At 63.8% G+C, this 18,841-nt stretch carries 20 protein-coding genes; 9 read left to right on the top strand and 11 right to left on the bottom strand.

The window, feature by feature from the left end; genetic code table 11:
* Nucleotides 1–7 precede the first annotated feature (7 nt).
* The 3 genes from F1002_RS10430 to F1002_RS10420 are packed head-to-tail and all read right to left on the bottom strand — an operon-like array spanning nucleotide 8 to nucleotide 5,399.
* Nucleotides 8–3,097: an efflux RND transporter permease subunit gene (locus F1002_RS10430; protein ID WP_150428967.1), complete on the bottom strand. Its 3,090-nt coding sequence runs from the start codon at nucleotides 3,095–3,097 to the stop codon at nucleotides 8–10.
* A complete protein-coding gene (locus tag F1002_RS10425) occupies nucleotides 3,094–4,221 on the bottom strand; it encodes an efflux RND transporter periplasmic adaptor subunit (RefSeq protein ID WP_150428966.1) in 1,128 nt (375 codons plus the stop codon). Before F1002_RS10425 ends, F1002_RS10430 begins: the two co-directional genes overlap by 4 nt.
* On the bottom strand, nucleotides 4,218–5,399 hold the full coding sequence (locus F1002_RS10420) for a TolC family protein (RefSeq protein WP_223879543.1): 1,182 nt from the start codon (nucleotides 5,397–5,399) through the stop codon (nucleotides 4,218–4,220). The genes F1002_RS10425 and F1002_RS10420 overlap by 4 nt, the downstream gene beginning before the upstream one ends.
* A gap of 125 nt (nucleotides 5,400–5,524) precedes the next feature.
* On the opposite strand from F1002_RS10420, the gene F1002_RS10415 reads away from it, so the two are divergent.
* Together F1002_RS10415 and F1002_RS10410 are read left to right on the top strand one after the other, a co-directional pair.
* Complete coding sequence (locus F1002_RS10415; protein ID WP_150428964.1) at nucleotides 5,525–6,205, top strand: response regulator transcription factor; 681 nt, start codon at nucleotides 5,525–5,527, stop codon at nucleotides 6,203–6,205.
* On the top strand, nucleotides 6,192–7,577 hold the full coding sequence (locus F1002_RS10410; RefSeq protein ID WP_150428963.1) for a sensor histidine kinase: 1,386 nt from the start codon (nucleotides 6,192–6,194) through the stop codon (nucleotides 7,575–7,577). The genes F1002_RS10415 and F1002_RS10410 overlap by 14 nt, the downstream gene beginning before the upstream one ends.
* 25 nt (nucleotides 7,578–7,602) lie before the next feature.
* Here F1002_RS10410 and F1002_RS10405 read toward each other — a convergent pair whose 3' ends face one another.
* Complete coding sequence (locus tag F1002_RS10405; protein ID WP_191090366.1) at nucleotides 7,603–7,971, bottom strand: YajD family HNH nuclease; 369 nt, start codon at nucleotides 7,969–7,971, stop codon at nucleotides 7,603–7,605.
* Nucleotides 7,972–8,047: 76 nt separating this feature from the next.
* Here F1002_RS10405 and F1002_RS10400 point away from each other — a divergent pair, with 76 nt between their 5' ends.
* Entirely contained in the window at nucleotides 8,048–8,476 is a 429-nt protein-coding gene (locus F1002_RS10400; protein ID WP_150428961.1) for a thioesterase family protein, read from the top strand.
* Nucleotides 8,473–9,363: a radical SAM protein gene (locus tag F1002_RS10395; protein ID WP_150428960.1), complete on the top strand. Its 891-nt coding sequence runs from the start codon at nucleotides 8,473–8,475 to the stop codon at nucleotides 9,361–9,363. Before F1002_RS10400 ends, F1002_RS10395 begins: the two co-directional genes overlap by 4 nt.
* Nucleotide 9,364: 1 nt before the next feature.
* Here the strand turns inward: F1002_RS10395 and F1002_RS10390 are convergent, their stop codons facing one another.
* Nucleotides 9,365–10,573: an MFS transporter gene (locus F1002_RS10390; RefSeq protein WP_150428959.1), complete on the bottom strand. Its 1,209-nt coding sequence runs from the start codon at nucleotides 10,571–10,573 to the stop codon at nucleotides 9,365–9,367.
* A gap of 83 nt (nucleotides 10,574–10,656) precedes the next feature.
* Here F1002_RS10390 and F1002_RS10385 point away from each other — a divergent pair, with 83 nt between their 5' ends.
* A complete protein-coding gene (locus tag F1002_RS10385) occupies nucleotides 10,657–11,493 on the top strand; it encodes a helix-turn-helix domain-containing protein (protein WP_150428958.1) in 837 nt (278 codons plus the stop codon).
* A gap of 71 nt (nucleotides 11,494–11,564) precedes the next feature.
* On the top strand, nucleotides 11,565–12,257 hold the full coding sequence (locus F1002_RS10380; protein WP_150429273.1) for a YecA family protein: 693 nt from the start codon (nucleotides 11,565–11,567) through the stop codon (nucleotides 12,255–12,257).
* Nucleotides 12,258–12,331: 74 nt separating this feature from the next.
* On the opposite strand, the gene F1002_RS10375 is transcribed toward F1002_RS10380, so the two are convergent.
* Entirely contained in the window at nucleotides 12,332–12,688 is a 357-nt protein-coding gene (locus F1002_RS10375; RefSeq protein ID WP_150428957.1) for a hypothetical protein, read from the bottom strand.
* A 169-nt stretch (nucleotides 12,689–12,857) separates the two neighbouring features.
* Between F1002_RS10375 and F1002_RS10370 the strand changes: the two genes are divergently transcribed.
* Nucleotides 12,858–13,340: a nucleoside 2-deoxyribosyltransferase gene (locus F1002_RS10370; protein WP_150428956.1), complete on the top strand. Its 483-nt coding sequence runs from the start codon at nucleotides 12,858–12,860 to the stop codon at nucleotides 13,338–13,340.
* Nucleotides 13,341–13,358: 18 nt separating this feature from the next.
* On the opposite strand, the gene F1002_RS10365 is transcribed toward F1002_RS10370, so the two are convergent.
* From F1002_RS10365 to F1002_RS21225, 3 genes are read right to left on the bottom strand one after another with little or no spacing between them, the layout of a single operon-like run.
* Nucleotides 13,359–13,841: a CreA family protein gene (locus F1002_RS10365; protein WP_150428955.1), complete on the bottom strand. Its 483-nt coding sequence runs from the start codon at nucleotides 13,839–13,841 to the stop codon at nucleotides 13,359–13,361.
* Nucleotides 13,838–14,530 carry a patatin-like phospholipase family protein gene (locus F1002_RS10360; RefSeq protein WP_223879542.1) on the bottom strand — a complete coding sequence of 231 codons (693 nt, stop codon included), beginning with the start codon at nucleotides 14,528–14,530 and terminating at the stop codon, nucleotides 13,838–13,840. The genes F1002_RS10365 and F1002_RS10360 overlap by 4 nt, the downstream gene beginning before the upstream one ends.
* Nucleotides 14,531–14,569: 39 nt before the next feature.
* Entirely contained in the window at nucleotides 14,570–14,857 is a 288-nt protein-coding gene (locus F1002_RS21225; protein ID WP_223879541.1) for a patatin-like phospholipase family protein, read from the bottom strand.
* A gap of 193 nt (nucleotides 14,858–15,050) precedes the next feature.
* On the opposite strand from F1002_RS21225, the gene F1002_RS21220 reads away from it, so the two are divergent.
* Entirely contained in the window at nucleotides 15,051–15,662 is a 612-nt protein-coding gene (locus tag F1002_RS21220) for a hypothetical protein (RefSeq protein ID WP_223879540.1), read from the top strand.
* Here F1002_RS21220 and F1002_RS10350 read toward each other — a convergent pair.
* Entirely contained in the window at nucleotides 15,646–17,025 is a 1,380-nt protein-coding gene (locus tag F1002_RS10350) for a 3'-5' exonuclease family protein (RefSeq protein ID WP_150428954.1), read from the bottom strand. The two genes, F1002_RS21220 and F1002_RS10350, sit on opposite strands and share 17 nt — an antisense overlap.
* Before the next feature lie 146 nt (nucleotides 17,026–17,171).
* Here F1002_RS10350 and nudC point away from each other — a divergent pair, with 146 nt between their 5' ends.
* Entirely contained in the window at nucleotides 17,172–17,945 is a 774-nt protein-coding gene (nudC, locus tag F1002_RS10345) for an NAD(+) diphosphatase (protein ID WP_150428953.1), read from the top strand.
* A gap of 6 nt (nucleotides 17,946–17,951) precedes the next feature.
* Here nudC and F1002_RS10340 read toward each other — a convergent pair whose 3' ends face one another.
* Complete coding sequence (locus F1002_RS10340) at nucleotides 17,952–18,761, bottom strand: hypothetical protein (RefSeq protein ID WP_223879538.1); 810 nt, start codon at nucleotides 18,759–18,761, stop codon at nucleotides 17,952–17,954.
* Nucleotides 18,762–18,841 lie beyond the last annotated feature (80 nt).

The raw sequence follows: 18,841 nt of genomic DNA, 5'->3' as shown, positions 1-18,841 counted from the left end.
CCGGACCTCAATGCAGCGCGCGCGACAGCCTCGGGTGCGTGGCAACGTAGTAGTACAGAGCCGGCAGCACGAAGAGCGTCAGCACCGTGGCCGAGATCAGGCCGCCAATGACGACCAGGGCTAGTGGACGCTGGGTTTCGGAACCGATACCGTGCGACAGCGCCATCGGCAGCAGGCCGAGCATGGCGAGCAGGGCAGTCATCAGCACGGTGCGCAGGCGAGACAAGGCTCCCTGGAAGACGGCCTGGTAATCATCGAGTTTCTGCTGCTTCAATTGGTTGATGTAGCTGACCATCACCACCCCGTTCAAGACCGCCTGCCCGAACAGCGCAATGAAGCCGATGGCGGCCGATACCGAGAGCGGTATCCCGGAGATGAGCAGGGCGAAGATGCCGCCGATCAGCGCGAAGGGGATGTTGCAGATGATGATCAGCGCATCCTTGAACGACTCGAAGGCGTCGAACAGCAGCAGGAAGATCATCAGGATGGATAACGGCACGACCAGCATCAGGCGCTTCATGGCGCGTTCCTGGTTCTCGAACTCGCCGGACCAGGTGATCGAGTAGCCTTCCGGCAGCTTGATCTCCTTGGCGTGGTTCTGCATGTCGGCCACCACGCTGCCCATGTCGCGGTCGCGGATGAAGACGCCGATGGCGACGACGCGCTGTCCCGATTCGCGGGCGATGTTCATGGCGCCGCTCGCCATCTTGAAATCGACCAGCGCGGAGAGCGGGACCTGGGCGCCGTTCGGCGTCGGCACCAGCACGTCCTTCAGCTTGTCGAGCTGGCGCGACGGCTCGGCGAGGCGGACGACGACGCTGAAATGGCGGTCGCCTTCCCACAGCTCGGTGGCTGCCTTGCCGGCGAGCGCCGTTTCGACGACATCCTGCACGTCCATCACATTCAGGCCGTAGCGGGCGGCAGCGGCGCGATCGATTTCCAGGCGGTATTGCGGCAGGTCGCCGTCGCGGTCGATGAAGGCGCGGGCAACGCCCGGCACGTTGCCGATCTTGTCGAGCAACTGGTTGGCGTGCAGCTTAAGGGTGGCCGTGTCGTCGCCAAACAGCTTGATGACGATCTGGCCGTCGATCTGCGAGATGGATTCGAGAATCTGGTCGCGCACCGGCTGACTGAAGGTCGGTTCGATGCCCGGCATGTCGTTCAGCTTGTCCTCCATCTCGCGAACCAGCTGGTCCTTGGTCATGCCCTTGCGCCATTGGCTGTCGGGCTTCAGGTCGACCAGCATCTCGGTCATGTTGATGTTCTTGGGGTCGGTGCCGTCTTCCGGCCGGCCGCCCTTGGAAATCACCGCATTGACCTCGGGGAAGTCGGCGATGATGCGCCGCAGCTTGCGCAGTTCGCCTTTCGCCTCGTCGACCGACACCGAGGTCGGCAGTGTGATGTTGATCCAGATCGAACCTTCGTTCAGTTCCGGCAGGAATTCGGTGCCCAGTTGCGGTACCAGGGTTGCCGTGATGGCCAGGGCGGTGAGCGCGATGGCCAGTACACGCTTGGCGTGGGCAAGCACCCATTTGAGCGCCGGTTCGTAGCGATCCATGAACCAGCGCATCAGTCTGGTTTCCTCGTGCGGCACATTCTTTTTGAAGGCGATCTTGGAGAGCAGGGGCACCAGCGTCAGCGACAGGATCAGCGAGGTGATCAGCGCGGCGACGACCGAGTAGGCCATGGGCGCGAAGATTTTTCCTTCATGGCGCTGCATGGTGAAAATGGGCAGGTGGGCGACGATGATGATGATCATCGAGAACACCGTCGGCCGGCCGATTTCGACGACGGCCTCCTGGATGGTCCGGATGTGCGGGCGGTGGTCGTCGTCCCGGTTCGCCTCGCCAAGGCGCCGGAAGATGTTTTCGATGACGATGACCGCGCCATCGACAATGATGCCGAAGTCCATGGCGCCCAGCGACAGCAGGTTCGCCGGGATGCCGACCAGCGACAGGCCGGTGAAGGTGCCGAGCAGGGCGAGCGGAATGATCGAGGCGACGATACCGGCAGCGCGCAGATCGGCGAGGAAAAGGTAAAGCACCAGCGTGACGAGTAGGGCGCCTTCGAGCAGGTTCATGAAGACGGTTTTCAGCGTCTTGCTGATCAGCCACGAGCGGTCGTAGAAGGGCACGATCTGCACGCCGTGCGGCAGGCCGCCATTGTTGAGTGCATCGACCTTGGCCTTCAGCGCGTCGAGGACCATGGACGGGTTTTCGTCCTTGCGCAGCAGGACGATGCCGGACACCACGTCGTCCTGGTCGCCGTTGGCGTCGCTGATGCCGACGATGCCCTGTTCCGGCACGCGCGATTCGACGACTTCGGCGATATCGCGGACCAGGATAGGGGTGCCGTTGTTCTCGGCGACGACCACCTGGCCGATATCGGCCGATGAACGCAGCAGGCCGAGCGAGCGGATCAGGAACTGCTGGCGCCCCTGCGCGACCGAGCCGCCACCGGCATTGGCATTGGCCCGCTGCAGCGCATTGAACAACTGGCCGAGGGTGATCTTGTAGTCGCGCAGCTTGGGCAGGTTGGGGCGTACCTCGTACTGGCGGATCGGCCCGCCCAACGACACCACGTCGGCAATGCCGGAGACCTGCTTGATCTGGCGGACGACCGTCCAGTCCTGGATGGCGCGGATTTCGGTTGGCTTGAGGCCGGGAGCCTCCAGGCGGTAGCGGAAGATTTCACCGGTGGCGGTGGCCGGCGGCGCCAGTTCCGGTTCAACGCCGGGCGGCAGGTCGAGGCCGCGCAGGCGTTCCTGGATCAGTTGCCGGGCCATGAACAGGCTGGGTTTCTCGTCGAAGGTGACGACGATGAACGACAGGCCGAACTGCGTGTGCGAGAACATGCGGATCGAGTTCGGCACGCCGGAGAGTGCGATTTCGAGCGGAATGGTGACCTGCTTCTCGACTTCTTCCGGCGCGCGGCCGGGGTAGAGCGAGATGATGGTGACCTGGGTGTCGGTCACGTCCGGGAAGGCCTCGATCGGCAGCGAGCGGAACGAAGCGGTACCGATGCCGATGAACAGCAGGACGCCCAGAATGATGAACAGTGGCTGGGTAAGCGCGAAATGAACGATGCGCTTGATCATTTGGCTGCCTGTTTTTCAGCGGCGGCAGCCGGCTTGAAGTATTTCAGCAGGTGCAGGCTGCCCTCGATAACGACCTTGTCGCCTTCCTTGACGCCGGCCATCAGGTCGATCAGGCCTTCGCGCTCGGCGCCGGCCTCGACGGCCTGCCGCCGGTAGCGGCCCGGCGCTTCCTCGACGAAGACATAGCGCTTGTTGCCGAACAGGAATACCGCCGCTGCCGGGGCGCGCAATGCGGCCGTCGGTTCCAGCTCGACCAGCGCATTGACGAACATCTCGCCTTTCAAGCGACGGTCGGCGTTGGGGACTTCGCCGCGAATCTTGATGGTACGGGTATTCGGATCGACGAAGTCGGCCACATGGCGAATGACGCCCTTGAAACGCTCGCCGGGGTATTGCTTGGACTCGATGAGCAGCGGTTCGCCTTTCTTCAGCTTCGACAGATCGGCTTCGCCGGCGTCAACCTGAATCCACAGGCTGCCCGGGTCGGTGACGACGAACAAGGGCGAGCCGGATTGGTCGGGGCGGAACTCCTGGCCGGGATTGAGGTTGCGTTCGACGACGGTGCCGGCCAGCGGGCTGCGCAGGGCATAGGTTCCATCGCCTTCGCCACCGAGGCCGGCGACACGGCGGCTGGCCCGCTCCGCCTCGGCCTTGGCGGCAATGGCTGTTGCTTCGGCTTGTTGCCAATCCTTCTCGGCGACGACGCCGGCTTCGCGCAGCACGCGGTTGCGTTCCAGCGCCTGCGCGGCGACCTGGGCATCTGCACGCGCCTTGCGGGCATCGGCCAGCGCCTGGCCGTAGTCGGGGGAGCTCAGTATGGCCAGCGTCTGACCGATCTTGACCGGATTGCCGATATCGACGGCGATGCTCTGGACCCGTCCGCCCACTTGCGGGAAGACGCGCACGGTCTTTTCCTCGTTCCATACCAGGCGGCCGGGCAGACGCAGCAGGCCGCCCTTGTCCTTTTCGACGGTGGCGAGTTTCAGGAATGTGGCCTTGTCCGGCTCGGCGAGCAGGGCGAGGTCGCCGTCGACCTTCACCGCCGCGGCCTTTTGTGACTCGGGTTCGGCGGAACAGCCGGCCAGCGCCAGCAGCAGGGTAATAAGAAGAGTGCTCAGCTTCATGGATTCTTCCTGAATTCGGCCTGGACCTGCCAGTCCGACAAGGCTTTGGCGTAATCGGCGCGCGCGCTGGCGGCTTCGATCTGTATCTGGCGCAGGGTGCGGCGGGCGTCGAGCAAATCCATCAGGCCCATGGCCCCCTTGCTGTAGGCAAGTTCGGCGGCCTTGGCGACGCGTTCGGCGTCGGTCAGCAGGCCGCCTTCCAGCCGCTGCATGCGGTCGCGCGAGGCGAGCAGGGCATTGCGTGCCTGGGCGACCTGCCCGATGGCGACCGCCTGCTGCTGGTCGTATTGCAGCCGGGCGGCGTTGTAATCGGCCTCGGCACGGCCGATTTCGCCTTCGTATTCGTGCCAGATGAAGAGCGGCACGCTGACACCGAAACCATAGCTGTTGGTCGGCGCGTTCTGCAGGTTGCGTTCGTATTGCACGCCGACCGTGACGTCGCGGCTGCGCTTGGCACGGGCCAGGTCGCGGTCGGCCTCGGCGGCGGCCATGCGCTTCTGGGCAGCGGCGAGATCCGGGCGTTGATCGAGCGGATGGGCGTTGAGGGCGATGGCTTCGAGTTGCGGCCAGCCATCGGTGGCGACGATCTGATCGGCCTCGGCGTCGCGGCCGATCAGGTAGGCCAGCATTTGTTGTGCGACGGCGAGGTCTGCCTGGGCTTGGCGGGCATCAGCCTCGGCACGCGCTTGGTCGATCTGTAGGCGGGAGACGTCGACCGGCGCCAGATCGCCGGCTTTCTGGCGCAGGCGGCCGGCCTGGGCGCTCTTTTCGTACAGCGCCGCCGATTCACGGGCGAGGGTGAGCTTTTCCTGGGCGAGGCGCAGGTTGTAGTAGGCCTGGCGCAAGTCGCCCAGTTGCTGGCGTGCCGTGTCGTCGCGCTCGAACTTCGCCGCATCGACGCGGGCTTCGGCGCCCTTGATGCGCAGGTCGCGCTTGCCGCCGCGTTCGATCAGCTGGTCGAGGCGGAGCTGGGTGTCCATCTTCTTGTCTTTGAGCGGGCCGCCACCGTACCCGGACTGCGGGCTGATCGACAGGGCGTTGATCGTCAGGTCGGGGTTGGGACGCTGGGCAGCGGTGCGGACATCGGCCGTGGCACCGGCAACGACGATATCGGCAAGTTTGAGTTCACGGCTTTGCTCCCGCCACAGCGTCTCGGCGTCGCGGAGCGTCAGGGGCATGCCCGGGTCAGCGAAAGCAAGGCCCGGAACGGAAAGCAAAAGAATCAGGAGGCGTCGCATCGCATCAAACCAAAAGTCAGCGTGCTATCGTATGGAATTGGCCTGACTGAATTCTGACTGATTTTATGCGTATTCTGTTGATTGAAGACGATGCCCTGCTTGCCGATGGATTGGCACGTGCCTTGCGCCATTCCGGCTATCTTGTCGACACCGCTGCGGATGGGCGTGCCGCGGATCAATTGTTGTCCAGCGATGGTTACGATCTGGCCGTCCTCGATCTCGGCTTGCCCGGACTGGATGGCAGCGAAGTATTGCAGCGTCTGCGTGCCCGCCGCCAGCAAACGCCCGTTCTGATTCTGTCGGCGCGACTTGCCGTCGAGGAGCGGGTCCGCCTGCTCGATCTCGGTGCCGACGACTACGTGGTCAAGCCGGTGCGCCTCGACGAACTGGAAGCACGCGTCAGGGCGCTGATCCGGCGCGGACAGGGCGGCGCCGTGCCGGATTTCATGCTTGGCCGCCTGCGGCTGGATACCGTCGGCAAGCGAGCCTGGCTCGATGACACCCCTCTCGATCTGAATGCCCGGGAATGGGCGGCCCTGGAATTTCTGTCCGGGCGCGTCAATCGCATCGTCAGCAAGGAGCAGCTGATGCAGGCCCTGTATGGCTGGCAGGACGATATTTCGACCAATGCCATCGAAAAGCTGATGTCCAGGCTGCGCGGCAAAATCGAAGTCGCCGGCATCACGATCCGCACGGTACGCGGTTTGGGATATTTCCTCGAAAAACCCGACGATGCGGCCGCGTAGCGCGCTCAGCCTGCGCCTGATGCTCATCGACCGGTTGCTGCCGGCGATGTTGATCCTGTTGCTGCTTGGGGCGCTGGCGGCTTACTGGGTAGCCTTGCGCGCGGCGACCAAGGCCTACGACCGGGGTTTGCTGGATACGGCCTTCACCATTGCCGAACAGCTGCGGGTCGTCGATGGGCGCCTCCAGTTACCCTTGTCGCAACAGGCGCGGGCCGTGTTGTTGACCGACAAGTTCGACCAGATTTTCTATGCCGTGCATGGCGCGGCTGGCGAGTTGCTCGACGGAAATCCGGAATTGCCCATGCCGCCGAGGGAGAGCTGGCAGCAACTGGGAAACGACGGGCGTTGGTACTACGACGGTACGCTCGATGAGGAGTCGATCCGCCTTGCCGCCTATCAGCGGCGCATGGATGATCAACTGGTGACGATCATCGCGGCCGAAACCCTGGTCAAGCGCCAGGAGCTGGTTCGCGACATCCTGCTCGCCATGGTGCTGCCGGAAATCCTGCTGGTCGTGGTGGCCTGCCTGGTCATCTGGTCGGGGGTGCGCTCCGGTCTGCGCCCGCTCGACGACCTGCAGTCCGAGCTGGCCGACCGTTCCCCCGCCGATCTCCGGCCGGTGACGGCCGACGTGCCGGAGGAAATGCAGCAAGTGGTGACCGAAATCAACGGTTTGTTGCGCCGCCTCGACCAGGCCTTGTCGAGTCAGCGCAATTTTGTTTCGGATGCGGCCCACCAACTGAGGACACCCATTGCGGCCTTGCTGGCGCAGGTCGAGGCTGCCCAGCAGGAATCCGGGCAGTCCGGCAAGGGCGTTCTGTCGGGAATCCACGCCGCAGCCGGGCGCCTGGGGCATCTCGTCGAACAGCTATTGGCGCTGGCCCGGGCCGAGCCGAGCTTGCCGCAGACGTCGGCAGTCATCTCGTTGGCGGACCTGGTCAGGTCGGTTGCCGAAAACTGGCTCCCCAAGGCCATCGCCAAGGATATCGATCTCGGTTTCGAGCTTTCTCCGGCTTTAGTGGCCGGCAACGAACTGCTGCTGCAGGAACTGCTGGCCAACCTGCTTGATAACGCCTTGCGTCACACCCCTGAGGGTGGCGTGGTTACCGTCAGCTGCGCCCAGGAAGGGGTGACGGCCTGGTTGCGGGTCGAAGACAGCGGGCCGGGCATCGCCGAAAGCGAAAGACCGCGCATCGGCGAGCGCTTCTACCGGCCGGCCGGCCAGACGGGCGATGGTTGCGGCCTGGGGCTGGCCATCGTGCGGGAAATCGCTCGCCAGCATCATGGCAAGCTGCAAATCGGCGAATCGGCCCGGCTCGGTGGTGCGATGCTGCAGGTCGAGTTGCCATCGCCCACTGTGGGGGGCAACTAGCAGAACGGCGCGACCGCAGAGCCGGCTATTCCTTCTGTTTCAGCAGCGATTGCAGCGCGGCAAAGGGATTGTGCGTCGCGCTGCCGGTACGTCCGGTACGCGCATCGGTGCGGCCGCGATCGGCCTCGATCTGCTTCTGGTGCTCATTGTCATGGCAGTAAAGGCATAGCAGTTCCCAGTTGCTGCCATCCGCCGGGTTGTTGTCGTGATTGTGATCGCGATGATGCACGGTCAGCTCGCGCAGGTTGGCGTGGGTGAATTCGCGGGCGCAGCGGCCGCAAATCCAAGGGTAGATCTTGAGCGCTTTTTCGCGGTAGCCCTCGGCGCGAAGGTCTGCGGCCTTCCGGGCAGCGAGGACGATTTCATCGAGGCGGTTGTGGTCGATCTGTTTCATGGTGATCTCCGATGGTTACCCGATTCTACGCTGCAAGCCCTAGAATTCCCTTTTTTACCTATCCGGCGCCAGACCCATGCCCCGCATCAAGATCGAACTCCCCGCAGCATTTCCGTTCTCGACCGAAATCCCGATCTACATCGGCCACATCAACTATGGCCATCACCTCGACAATGCCCAGCTGATGTCGCTCGTGTCCGAAGCGCGGGTCCGCTTCTTCAAGTTCCTCGGCTATACCGAACTCGATGTCGAGGGCGTCGGCATCATCGTTGCCGACGTGGCTGCCCAGTATCGTTCCGAAGCCTTTCACGGCGAAACGCTATTGGTCCGGATGGCTGCCAACGATTTCAACAAGTACGGCTGCGATCTGGTCTGGCAACTGGCCGACAAGGACAGCGGACGGGAAGTGGCTCGCGGCAAGCACGGGATCATGTTCTTCGACTACACCGAGCGCAAGCCGACCACCGTTCCAGCGGCCTTCATCGCCAAGGCCGGCGCGGCGTGATTCCGATCCGCTACGTCGAGCCGGTATTCCGCCCGCCGAGCGAGGCGGAATCGCTGATCCTGCCGGTGACCGACGGCTGCTCGTGGAACCAGTGCACCTTCTGCGAGATGTACACCGCGCCGCAGAAGAAATTCCGGGCGCGCGACGAGGACGAAGTCCTGGAAAGCATTCGCCTGACCGGCGAGCGCTACGGCGACCAGATTCGCCGGGTTTTCCTCGCCGATGGCGATGCCCTGGTGCTGCCCACCCGGCGCCTGCTTGCCATCCTCGAGGCCATCCACACGCACATGCCGGCCGTTCGCCGTATTTCCTCTTACTGCCTGCCGCGCAACCTGCGCAAGAAAAGCCAGCAGGAAATCGACGAGCTGTCTGCCGCCGGCCTGAAAATGGTCTACGTCGGGGCCGAATCCGGCGACGACCAGGTGCTTGCCGCCGTCCAGAAGGGCGAAACCTTCGACAGCACTTGCGATGCATTGGACAAGCTGGGCAACGCCGGCATCACCCGTTCGGTCATGATCCTGAACGGCCTGGGCGGCAAGATGCTGTCGCCGCAGCATGCCGACAATTCGGCACGCTTGGCCAACGCCACCCAGCCTGAGTACCTGGCGACGCTGGTGGTCAGTTTTCCCACGGGCGAGGGGCGCTTGCGTGCCGGCTTTCCCGGCTGGGAGCCGCTCGACCGGCATGAACTGTTCGTCGAGATGGAGCGCTTCCTGTCCGGTCTGGACCTGAAACGCACGGTCTTCCGCAGCGACCATGCATCGAACTGGCTGATCCTCAAGGGAACGCTGGGTGCCGACAAGGAACGCCTGTTGCAGCAGGTCCGGCAAGCCATAGTCACACCCGAAACAGCCCGTCTGCGGCCGGGTTGGGCGCGGGGGCTGTAGGCTACACGCTCTTGCCCACGCGCAGGGCGCTGAAAATGGCGAGGGTTTGCAGGATGGCGATACCGACCAGCACGGTGCCGAATTTTCCCGCATCCATCAGGCCGCCGAAGATCAGCGGGGCAGTTGCCAGACCGAGATCGAGCCCGGAATAGACGAAGCCGTAGACCCGTCCGTAGGCGGCCTTGCCGAAGCGGGCGGTGGCCGCCTTGCGTACCAGCAGGTCGCGCGACGGGCCGGCGATGCCGGTGCAGAAGCCGATGCCGGCCATCAGCGGCAGGATCAGCCCGGCAGGCAGTATAGCGCTGGCGAGCAGGACGGCGAGGAGAGCGGCAAGCCCCAGCGCGCCGGCGATCAGTAGGTCGTGTTCGCCTTTCTGCGCGAGAAAGCCGCCGAGAACGATGCCGCAGGCGCTGCCGACCAGGTAGGTCGACAAGGCGAAGGCCGCCGTCGTCAGCGACAGGCTGTACATGGCCTGCAGGATGGGGCTGGCGAAATTCTGGATGGTGCCGAAGGCCGCCGTGATGAGCAGGAAGAACAGAAAGCACAGCCAGACCGCCCGAGAACCCAGGAAGGCGAAGGTGGGGCCGGCATTTTCCTGCGCTTTTTCGGCGTGGTGTGCGGCGGTATCGGTGATCGCTTCGCGGCGCCAGAAGAGCAGCGCGATGGCGAGCAGGGCGACGAGGCTGGCCGCCAGCGCTGCCGTGCGCCAGCCGGCGGAGGCGGCGATGCCGGTCATGAAGATCGGTGCGGCCGCCCAGCCGAGGTTGCCGGAGAGGCCGTGCACCGAGAAGGCATGGCCGAGGCGCGATTGGGAAACGTGGCGGTTGAGGACGGTGAAGTCGGCCGGGTGAAAAACGCTGTTGCCCAGCCCGGCCAGTGCGGCGACGGCAATCAGCATGGGCAGCCCCGTCGCGAAGTGGAGCACGACTCCGGCCAGCGCGAAGCAGGCAATGCCGCAACCGAGGACGCGGGCGGCACCGAAGCGGTCGACCAGAAACCCCGCAGAAGCCTGCCCGATACCCGAGACGACGAAAAAAACCGTCATCGTCACGCCGATTGCCGTGAAGCTCAGGCCGAATTCAGGCATCAGCCAGGGAAACAGCGGTGGCAGCAACAGGTGGAAAAAATGCGAGACGGCATGCACGAAGCCGATCAGGCTGATCGTTTCGAAATCGCTGTGTGTGGCTGGGGGCAGGGTGGCGGTGGTCATCGTCCGTGGCGCTCGGTTGGGTAGGGCGAGTGTAGGAAACTTCGCCTTGACCGTATTGCAATAATCGGACAAAAATTATCGCAATGCTGACATCGCTCCCTTTCGATCCGGTGCCGCGCCGAGCACCTACCCTGAGCGAGCCGCTGACGGTAAACCTCCGCCAGCCGCCGCCGGACGTCGTCGTTCCCTGGCATAGCCACGACTGGGCGCAACTGGCCTATCCGCTGCGTGGTGCGATCCGCGTGTCTGCTGCCGGGACGAGCTGGCTGACGCCGGCATTCAGGGCGGTATGGATTCCACCCGGCATCGAGCACGAAGTCGCCATGCTGGGGCAGGTCGAGCTGCGCACCGTCTATGTCGCGCGGGAAGTGGCGCCCTTGCCGCTGGAAGCCTGTACCGTCATCGAAGTCTCAGACCTCATGCGCAGCCTGATCGAGTCGCTCAGCCGGGTGGGGCGCGAAACGCCGGGCGACGCGGAACGCCGCGACCTGATGATCCGCCTGCTGCTGACCGAAATGCGGCAGGCGCCGACCTTGTCGCTGGGTCTGCCGCTGCCCCGGGATCGCCGCCTGCAGGCGCTCTGCGAGGCACTGATGGCGGAACCGGCCTCGGCGATGGCGCTGGGCGAGTGGGCCGTCCGGGTTGGCGCAAGCGAACGGACGCTCGCCCGGCTGTTCCGGGATGAGCTGCAGATGAGCTTCGGCGCCTGGCGCCAGCAGCTCAGGCTGGCCTGTGCGCTGGACATGATCGGGCGCAGCCGGCCGCTCGGCGAGGTGGCGGCCGAGTTGGGCTATGCGAGCCAGGCGGCATTCTCGGCCATGTTCAAGCGGGCTTTCGGCGTGTCGCCGGGGCGTTTCATGCAGGCCCGGCAGAGCGGTGCATCGGCCGCGGGGGCTGGCGATGCCGAACCGATGCCGTAATGCAGCCCGCGAATTCGCCGGGGAGCGTCGGAAATTGGGCTAAAATCCAAGGATTCCGGAGGACAACGTAAATGAACCCCAAACCTTTGACCGATGCCGATCTCGACCGGCTCGAAGAACTGCTGGAACACGAGGTATTCAAGGGTGACGCCATGCGCCTGGACGAAGCGCAGGCGGTCATCTGTGCTGTGGTCAGCGCCCCGGAGCCGGTCTTGCCGACCATCTGGCTGCCCGAGGTGCTGGGCAACGGCATGGAGTCAGGCGACCCGGTAGTTGGCGAAACCGTCGAACTGCTGATGCGCCTGAACAACGATATTGCCGCTGCGTTGCTGGCCGACGAAACGATCTCGCCCATCCTCTACCCGGTGGACGAAAGCTGCGAGAACTACGATTTCGAGGCCTGGGCCGATTCCTACGTTTTCGGGGCGGGACTGGCCGGCGACTGGTACGAACTGGCCGGCAAGCACGCCGATGACCTGTCCGAACTGCTCGAGCCGATGTTCCTGCTCAACGGCATGCTCAAGGAAGATGCCGAAAAGAACGGCGAGCGCTGGTTTCCGCCAGCCGAGGAAGCCCGTCTGGTGGCCGATATCCAGGAAAACCTGCCGGTCATCGTGCAGACCCTGTACAACTTCTGGCGCAACAAGCGTTCCGGCGGCACCGCGCAGCGCAGCGAAGACAAGATCGGCCGCAACGACCCGTGTCCTTGCGGCAGCGGCAAGAAATTCAAGCAATGCTGCGGCAGCCCGGAAAAGCTGAACTGATCCGTTACCGCACAATGAAAAAGGCCGTTCAAGCGAACGGCCTTTTTCATTGGTGTGCCTTCAGGCGGTTGTCGTTATTCCTGGCGGACGACCACGTAGGCATGCTTGAATTGGGCGCCCTTGATATCGGTCGCGCTCGCCGAACTGCCCGGTTTGATCAGCGAAATCCTGCCGGTAGCCTCCGGGGAGGTACCGTTGGCGATGACTTCCTTCATTTCCAGAATCAAGGGTTCGGGAGCGATCAACCGGAACTCCAGTGTCGTGTCGGTCAAACCTTCCGGCGAGAACTTGAATTGGGAATGCGGGCCGGCCAGCGATACGGAGTGCTTCAACTCGCCATCAAGGAAGACCTGGAACTTGACCGGATCGGCTGCACTGGCGAGGGCTGGAATGCTCAGGGCGGCGGCGAGGATAAGGGCGCTTGCTTTCATGGTTCTTTCGGCAGAGTGATCGGTAAATCGGGACAAAGGCGTGGAGGCCGGGGTGCATTGTCGCCGATGGACGATAATTCACGGGTGAAAAGCATAGAAAATACACCCGGAGACGCCTGTTTGCCAACCCGTCGTTGCTTTAACGACGACATTTTTTATGAAACGACACATGAAACTCTATATCGCCGGTCCCGACGTTTTTCGGCCGGATGCCCTGCGCTGGGCTGACGATGCGCGTACGCTCTGCCGGCAGGCGGGGCATGAGGCCCTGATCCCCCTTGATGGGGTGGAAACCACCGCGGCGGGCATCTTTCACGCCAATATCGACCTGATTCGCCAGGCCGATGCGCTGCTTGCCAATCTCAACCCATTTCGCGGCTGCGAGCCGGATTCCGGAACCTGTGTCGAGGTCGGCTATGCGCTGGCGCTGGGCAAGCCGGTCGTCGGCTATGTCGACAGCCTGGAATCGACGGTCGATCGGGTCCGCCGGCAGCAAGGTCGGGTCGCGTTGTGCGATGGCCGGCCAGTTGACGGCGATGGCCTGCATATCGAGGACTTCGGCCTGCCGCTCAACCTGATGCTGGCCATTCCGGTGAAACTGGTCGCCGGCGGCCTGGCCGCAGCCTTGGCCGCGCTCGGCTCACCGGCATGATGGGCGTCGCCCTTCCGATTATTTACCGCCCCAGGACTGGATGGGAACCGTCGAAATCGCGTTGGCCGGCGCGCCTTCGATGACCCGGCGGCTGATCGCCAGATAGATCAGCACGTTGCGTTTCTGGTCGAGGAAGCGGTGAACTTTCGTTTCCTTGAACAGTAGCGAGGTGTCTTCGCTGAATACAACCTCGTCGTCCGGCAGCTTGGCCGGCAGCACGATCGGCCCGACCTGGCGGCAGGCGATGGAAAACTGCGAAGGATCTTCGGCCAGTCCGAGGCTGCCCTTGACGCCGCCGGTGCGCGCCTGGCTGACATGGCAGGTGACGCCGGGAATCTTCGGGTCGTCGTAGGCATTGACGCAGATACGATGGTTGGCGCCGATCAGCTTCCAGGTGGTGGTGACGCAGTCGATCTCTTCCCCCTGGGCGGGCAGGGCGGCGGCAAGGGCAAGCGCGCCGGCAAGGCAGGCCGGGCGTATCTTGGCAAACGAAAAGCTCATGGTGTTTCCTTGTTCAGTCGGGCAATGAATTCTGCCCCCTTGTTGCGCCCTTCGTCCATCAGGCGTTCGATGAAGGCCGGGCTGCGGTCGAGTTTGGAGGCATAGTCGAGATCGAGTTCGAGGCGGATGAAGCGCACGTCAACGTGCTTCATGTGCGCGGCGTCGAGCCATTTCTTCCTGAGCCAGTCGTTGGTCTGGTCGACGAAGAACAGTTCCTGATGCAGCGACAGGTTGCCAGCCAGTTCGTTGCGGCGGTCGTCGATGTCGTTCGCGGTCATGGGTTCGCCGGCGCGACGTTCTGGATTGATCTGGATGACCCAGATTTCATCCGGCTTGGCGTCCCGGCTTCCCTTGCCGGACAGAAAACCCCGGATCGGCGGATTCTGCGAGAAGAGGCCATCCCAATAAATGCCCTTGCCGATATGAACGGCGCGGAACATTTCCGGAATCGCCGCCGAGGCGAGCAGCGCCTCGACCGTGATGCCCGGCTGTCCGGGGCCGGGATGCGAATGGAAGACGGTGAAATCGCCGGAAAGCACCTCCACGGCACCGATCATCAGGCAGGGTGAATGCGGTTTCGTCAGCGACTGCAGGCGCTCGAACGGGATGTGCGCACTGAGCAGGTCGGCCATGAAATCCTGCCCGCTCGTCGGCAGCAGATAGGGGCTGATTTCCGGCAGGCCGAGCACGGAGCGGCTGCGTTGCTGCAGGAGCAGCCACTGGTTGGTTCAGAAGTCGGGCAGCTGGCTGGCGCTCATCTTTCGCCAGAAGGCGTCGAGCAGGGAAGCGCCGCGCTTCGGGTCACCCTCGAGCAGGCCGGTCCACGCCAGGGCTGCGCACAGGGCGCCGCCTGAGGTGCCGGAGAGGCCCAGGAGATGGTGCTTTTCCGCATCGATGCCGTGCAGGAGCGCTTGCAGCACGCCGGCGGTAAAGGCGGTATGGCTGCCGCCACCCTGGCAGGCGATGGCGACGCGCCGGGGTGAGGGGTTGGATCTGGCCGGTTTCGCGGCAGGCATGGCGTACTCCTTCGTGGGATATTGGGGTAGTGTGCCACAGTCATGACAAACGGTTTGCTGGCGGCTTTGCCACCCGTTTTCGGTCATGCGTTATTGATTGGCACATGCCGAAGGATCGCTGAGGATTACTCGGAACATGTGTTACGCATATTGTCTTAAAGTCGACATGTCATTTGTATTTACTGAAAGCGCCATGAATCTCGAACAAGTCGACAGTGTCATCACCGAATTAAATGAAACCCTGGCGGGGAAGCGGATGTATTTCCCCTGCAATGCCGACATTCGTGCTGCGCTGGCATTTATGGGGCGCTATCTCCGCGACAAGGGTGGCGTTTATGCATCCCTTAGCGACCGGCTGGCGGGTGGATATGTCCGCGTCGATGCACAACTGGTGGCCGATATGCAGAGTTTGCGGGAGCAGTTGCGCGATGAAATGCGCTGCGATGAGCAATTGAACCGCCGCGTCTTGCACGTGCCGAACCGGATTCCCCTCAAGGACAGGCTGGCCAACCTCTTTTTTGCCGCCTGCCTGTTCGGCTATGCCGCGCTGGCGGCGGCCATCGACGATTTCTACATTCCCGGCAAACGCGGTAACGGCATCCATCTGCATGGCGTGTCGTTATGGGTGATGTTTGCCGCCGCCATCTGCGCCGTGGTGGTTCTGCTCGCCGTAATCGTCGATCACTACGACACCCGACCCAACGAGCGGGCTTACAAACGGGTGGGCAACGGCTTCCGTGTCGCCGGCTGGGTGTTGTTCGTCGGGGCTTTTGTCGTCGATATCGCGCTCAAAATCCGCCATTAAGGGCGGCAAGCGGCTTCAGCTTTGCGACGTATTTGGCCAGTATCTTGTAGATGTCGCGGTCGAAGAGCGGGCGGGGGCTGTCCAGCAGTTCGCGGATCTCGTTGTCGGATCGCGCCGTACCCAGATAGCGCCAGCCGTCGATGAGGTGGGCCTCGTCTTCCTCGCGGATGATGGCCGGCCCGGGGTAGGGCCAGGTCACCAGCTTCAGGCCGGTTAGCGCGGTCATCAGGCGCATGGTGTGCTTGGCCAGCGGCTCCTTGCCGACGCAGCTTCCCTTGCAGCGCCGAATCTGGTGGCCGAAGCAGGGCTTGCCCGGCTTGACCGGCTGTTGGCCGGTCAGCATGTCGCACAGGTGGTGGCTTTCGACCAGCTGGCGCATCACGGTGTTGGCTTCCTTGCTGTTCTTGAACAGGCCGTAGCACGCGGTGGAGAGGCCGAAATCAAGCTCATTGGCCAAGGTCAGTTGCGGGCGCAGCCAGCCTTCGCCTTCGTCGACCAGCGTCCAGGTGCACACTTCCTCGTTCTTGCGCAGCTGGCGGTTCTGCGTCGGCAACAGTTCCTTGAGCAGGGCGGATTCACGGAGCAGGGCGCCGATCTCGCCGGCCGTGACGATCCAGTCGATGCGTCGCACCTGTTGGGCGAGTGCCATTTCCCTGGCCGAGCGGACATCGGCCGAAAAGTGCGACAGCACGCGCTTGCGCAGATCCTTGGCCTTGCCGACGTAGATCGGCAGGTTGTTCTCGCCGTAGAGCAGGTAGACGCCGGGCGCATCAGGCAGGTCTTCGAGGTTTGCCGCGTCGAGATTCGGCGGCAGGCTGGGGCGGGTGTTCTGCTTGCGCAGGGCCGCCTCGATGGCCTCGCTGCTGCGGTCGAGGTGGATTTTCTGCCAGAACTGATGGATCAGCTGGGCATCGGCCAGCGCACGGTGGCGGGCCTCGGCCTGCAGGCCATGGCGTTCGATCAGGCTGTCGAGGTTGTGCCGGTGGTGTTCCGGATACAGCGCCCGCGACAGCTTCACCGTGCAGGTGACGGTACTGCGGAAGTCGATACCCAGGCGCTTGAATTCAGTTTTCAGGAAGCTGTAGTCGAAGCGGGCGTTGTGCGCGATGAACAGTCGCCCTTCGAGGCGGCGCAGGGTTTCGCCGGCAATCGCCTCGAAGGGCGGCGCATCGGCCACCATGTCGTTGGTGATGCCGGTCAGCTGCTCGATGAACGGGGGAATCCGCATGCCGGGATTGACCAGCTGCTGCCATTCGCGAACGGACCCATCGTCATCGACCTCGACGATGCCGATTTCGGTGATGCGGTCATGGGTGGCGGTGGCGCCGGTAGTTTCGAGATCGACGAAGGCGAGTGCAGGCATGCCGGTATTTTCGCAGATCGGTGCTGCAGCGCAAAAACGGGATGCGGCAAAACAAGCGCCCGCCTTGTTCGATGCTCATTCCGCCGGCCTGTGAAATCCGGCCGCCAACATGCTATAAACGCTTCCTTTGGCCGCGAGCCGCCGAAATGACCGATACCGCTTACTGGATATTGCGCAGCGACAACCGCTTGCTGATTGCCGTCGACGAGACTGCAGGCTCGCCATTTCCGGCCGGCCGGCATCTCGGCGTGCTGCCCGATGGCGGGCTGCACATCGGCGACTGGCAGGGGGCAAGCTGTTATGCCGCCGATGTGGCCGAGCTGCCCGAGCTTGCCGGAACCGAGCCGACGCCCCTGCGTGCCGTCTTTCAGCTGGCGGGCGGTGAAGCCTTCGCGTTGGCCGGGCGGGCCGTACAACTTCTCGACTGGCAGGCGCAACACCGGTTCTGCGGCCGTTGCGGCACGCCGACCGGGATGCGGGCCGACGAACACGCCATGCAATGCCCGGCCTGCGGTCTGCTGGTTTATCCGCGCATTTCGCCGGCCGTCATGGTGCTGGTGCGCGATGGCGACCGCTTGCTGCTGGCGCGCAGCCCGCGCTTCAAGCCGGGCGTCTACAGCGCGCTGGCCGGCTTTGTCGAACCGGGCGAAACGCTGGAACAGTGCGCCCGGCGCGAGGTCCGCGAGGAAGTTGGGATCGAGATCGCCAATCTGCGCTACTACGCCAGCCAGCCGTGGCCTTTCCCCAATTCACTGATGGTCGCCTTCTTCGCCGATTACGCGGGCGGGGAGATTGTGCCCGAACCGGTGGAAATCGAGGCGGCGGAATGGTTTTCACCCGATGCGCTGCCCTTGCTGCCGGAGCCGATCAGCATCTCGCGGCAGCTCATCGATGCGGCCTTGAGCGAACTGCGCGGCTAAGACGCCCTAGAGGCAGCGGCTGCCGCCCATGCGGCTGAACCCCGGTTCGTTGTTCATGCCCGGGCGGATGCAGATGGTGACGCCCAGCGAGCGGGCGGCGCGGTCTATATCGGGCGGGAAGGGTGAAAAAGGCACCGAACGCTCGATGACCGCCTTGATGAAAGCCACTTCCTCGGCCTGGTCGGCGGCATTGAGCACGACGAAGGACTTCAGCGAACCGTCCGGATTCAGGCGGAACTGAACGGCGGCCGTCTGCACGCCGCGATGCCGGCGTTCGTTGTTGACGAAACCGGCGCTGCGATTCAGCCGCCGCACCAGCGCGTCGAGATACATTTCGAGGCTGAAGGAATTGACTGGCGGGCCATTCGGGCGCAGTTCGAGCAGCGCATCGCCGGTTGCATCTTCCCGCGCCATCTGTCGACCGGCTTCGCGGGCCATGGCCAGCGAGCGCTGCGCCAGCGTCGGCTTCGGTACGGATTTGGCCTGAGTTTCCAGCTCGTTTAGGAAGCCATCCATTTCCGCTTTTTGCGCAACGCTCCATTGGGGTGTCGTGCTCCGCGATTTGTCGGCTGTCAGGATGCGCTGCCGGGGCTTCGCCTTGGCGGCGTTGGCAGCAGCCGGTTTCTGCGGCGCTTCGACGACCGGCTCGACCGCCTTCCGGCTCGGCGCCAGCCGTGCCTCGATGCGCGAGGCAGTATTCGGGTCGCCACGCCGCTCATCGCGCGGCACCAGCAGCACCGCCAGGTGGATCGCCAGCGAAACCGCGAACGCCAGCAGGAGCGCTCGTTGTTCGCGGGATCGTTCGGGACTTTTCATCGGCGGCATTTTATGCGGGCTGCGCCGACGCCGGGCAATTAATCCCGGGCATTCTCGTAACACTTGGTAACCGGAGCGGT

The sequence above is a fragment of the Dechloromonas sp. CZR5 genome, from assembly GCF_008711155.1.
Taxonomy (GTDB): domain Bacteria; phylum Pseudomonadota; class Gammaproteobacteria; order Burkholderiales; family Rhodocyclaceae; genus Azonexus.
Note: the sequence above shows the minus strand (reverse complement) of the source record. Positions and strands in the feature narration are given on the sequence as shown.

Coding starts and splice junctions, on each gene's coding strand:
- F1002_RS10430 (WP_150428967.1), bottom strand. CDS start 3,097: ATGATCAAGCGCATCGTTCATTTCGCGCTTACCCAGCCACTGTTCATC.
- F1002_RS10425 (WP_150428966.1), bottom strand. CDS start 4,221: ATGAAGCTGAGCACTCTTCTTATTACCCTGCTGCTGGCGCTGGCCGGC.
- F1002_RS10420 (WP_223879543.1), bottom strand. CDS start 5,399: ATGCCCCTGACGCTCCGCGACGCCGAGACGCTGTGGCGGGAGCAAAGC.
- F1002_RS10415 (WP_150428964.1), top strand. CDS start 5,525: ATGCGTATTCTGTTGATTGAAGACGATGCCCTGCTTGCCGATGGATTG.
- F1002_RS10410 (WP_150428963.1), top strand. CDS start 6,192: ATGCGGCCGCGTAGCGCGCTCAGCCTGCGCCTGATGCTCATCGACCGG.
- F1002_RS10405 (WP_191090366.1), bottom strand. CDS start 7,971: ATGAAACAGATCGACCACAACCGCCTCGATGAAATCGTCCTCGCTGCC.
- F1002_RS10400 (WP_150428961.1), top strand. CDS start 8,048: ATGCCCCGCATCAAGATCGAACTCCCCGCAGCATTTCCGTTCTCGACC.
- F1002_RS10390 (WP_150428959.1), bottom strand. CDS start 10,573: ATGACCACCGCCACCCTGCCCCCAGCCACACACAGCGATTTCGAAACG.
- F1002_RS10385 (WP_150428958.1), top strand. CDS start 10,657: ATGCTGACATCGCTCCCTTTCGATCCGGTGCCGCGCCGAGCACCTACC.
- F1002_RS10380 (WP_150429273.1), top strand. CDS start 11,565: ATGAACCCCAAACCTTTGACCGATGCCGATCTCGACCGGCTCGAAGAA.
- F1002_RS10375 (WP_150428957.1), bottom strand. CDS start 12,688: ATGAAAGCAAGCGCCCTTATCCTCGCCGCCGCCCTGAGCATTCCAGCC.
- F1002_RS10370 (WP_150428956.1), top strand. CDS start 12,858: ATGAAACTCTATATCGCCGGTCCCGACGTTTTTCGGCCGGATGCCCTG.
- F1002_RS10365 (WP_150428955.1), bottom strand. CDS start 13,841: ATGAGCTTTTCGTTTGCCAAGATACGCCCGGCCTGCCTTGCCGGCGCG.
- F1002_RS21225 (WP_223879541.1), bottom strand. CDS start 14,857: ATGCCTGCCGCGAAACCGGCCAGATCCAACCCCTCACCCCGGCGCGTC.
- F1002_RS21220 (WP_223879540.1), top strand. CDS start 15,051: ATGAATCTCGAACAAGTCGACAGTGTCATCACCGAATTAAATGAAACC.
- F1002_RS10350 (WP_150428954.1), bottom strand. CDS start 17,025: ATGCCTGCACTCGCCTTCGTCGATCTCGAAACTACCGGCGCCACCGCC.
- nudC (WP_150428953.1), top strand. CDS start 17,172: ATGACCGATACCGCTTACTGGATATTGCGCAGCGACAACCGCTTGCTG.
- F1002_RS10340 (WP_223879538.1), bottom strand. CDS start 18,761: ATGAAAAGTCCCGAACGATCCCGCGAACAACGAGCGCTCCTGCTGGCG.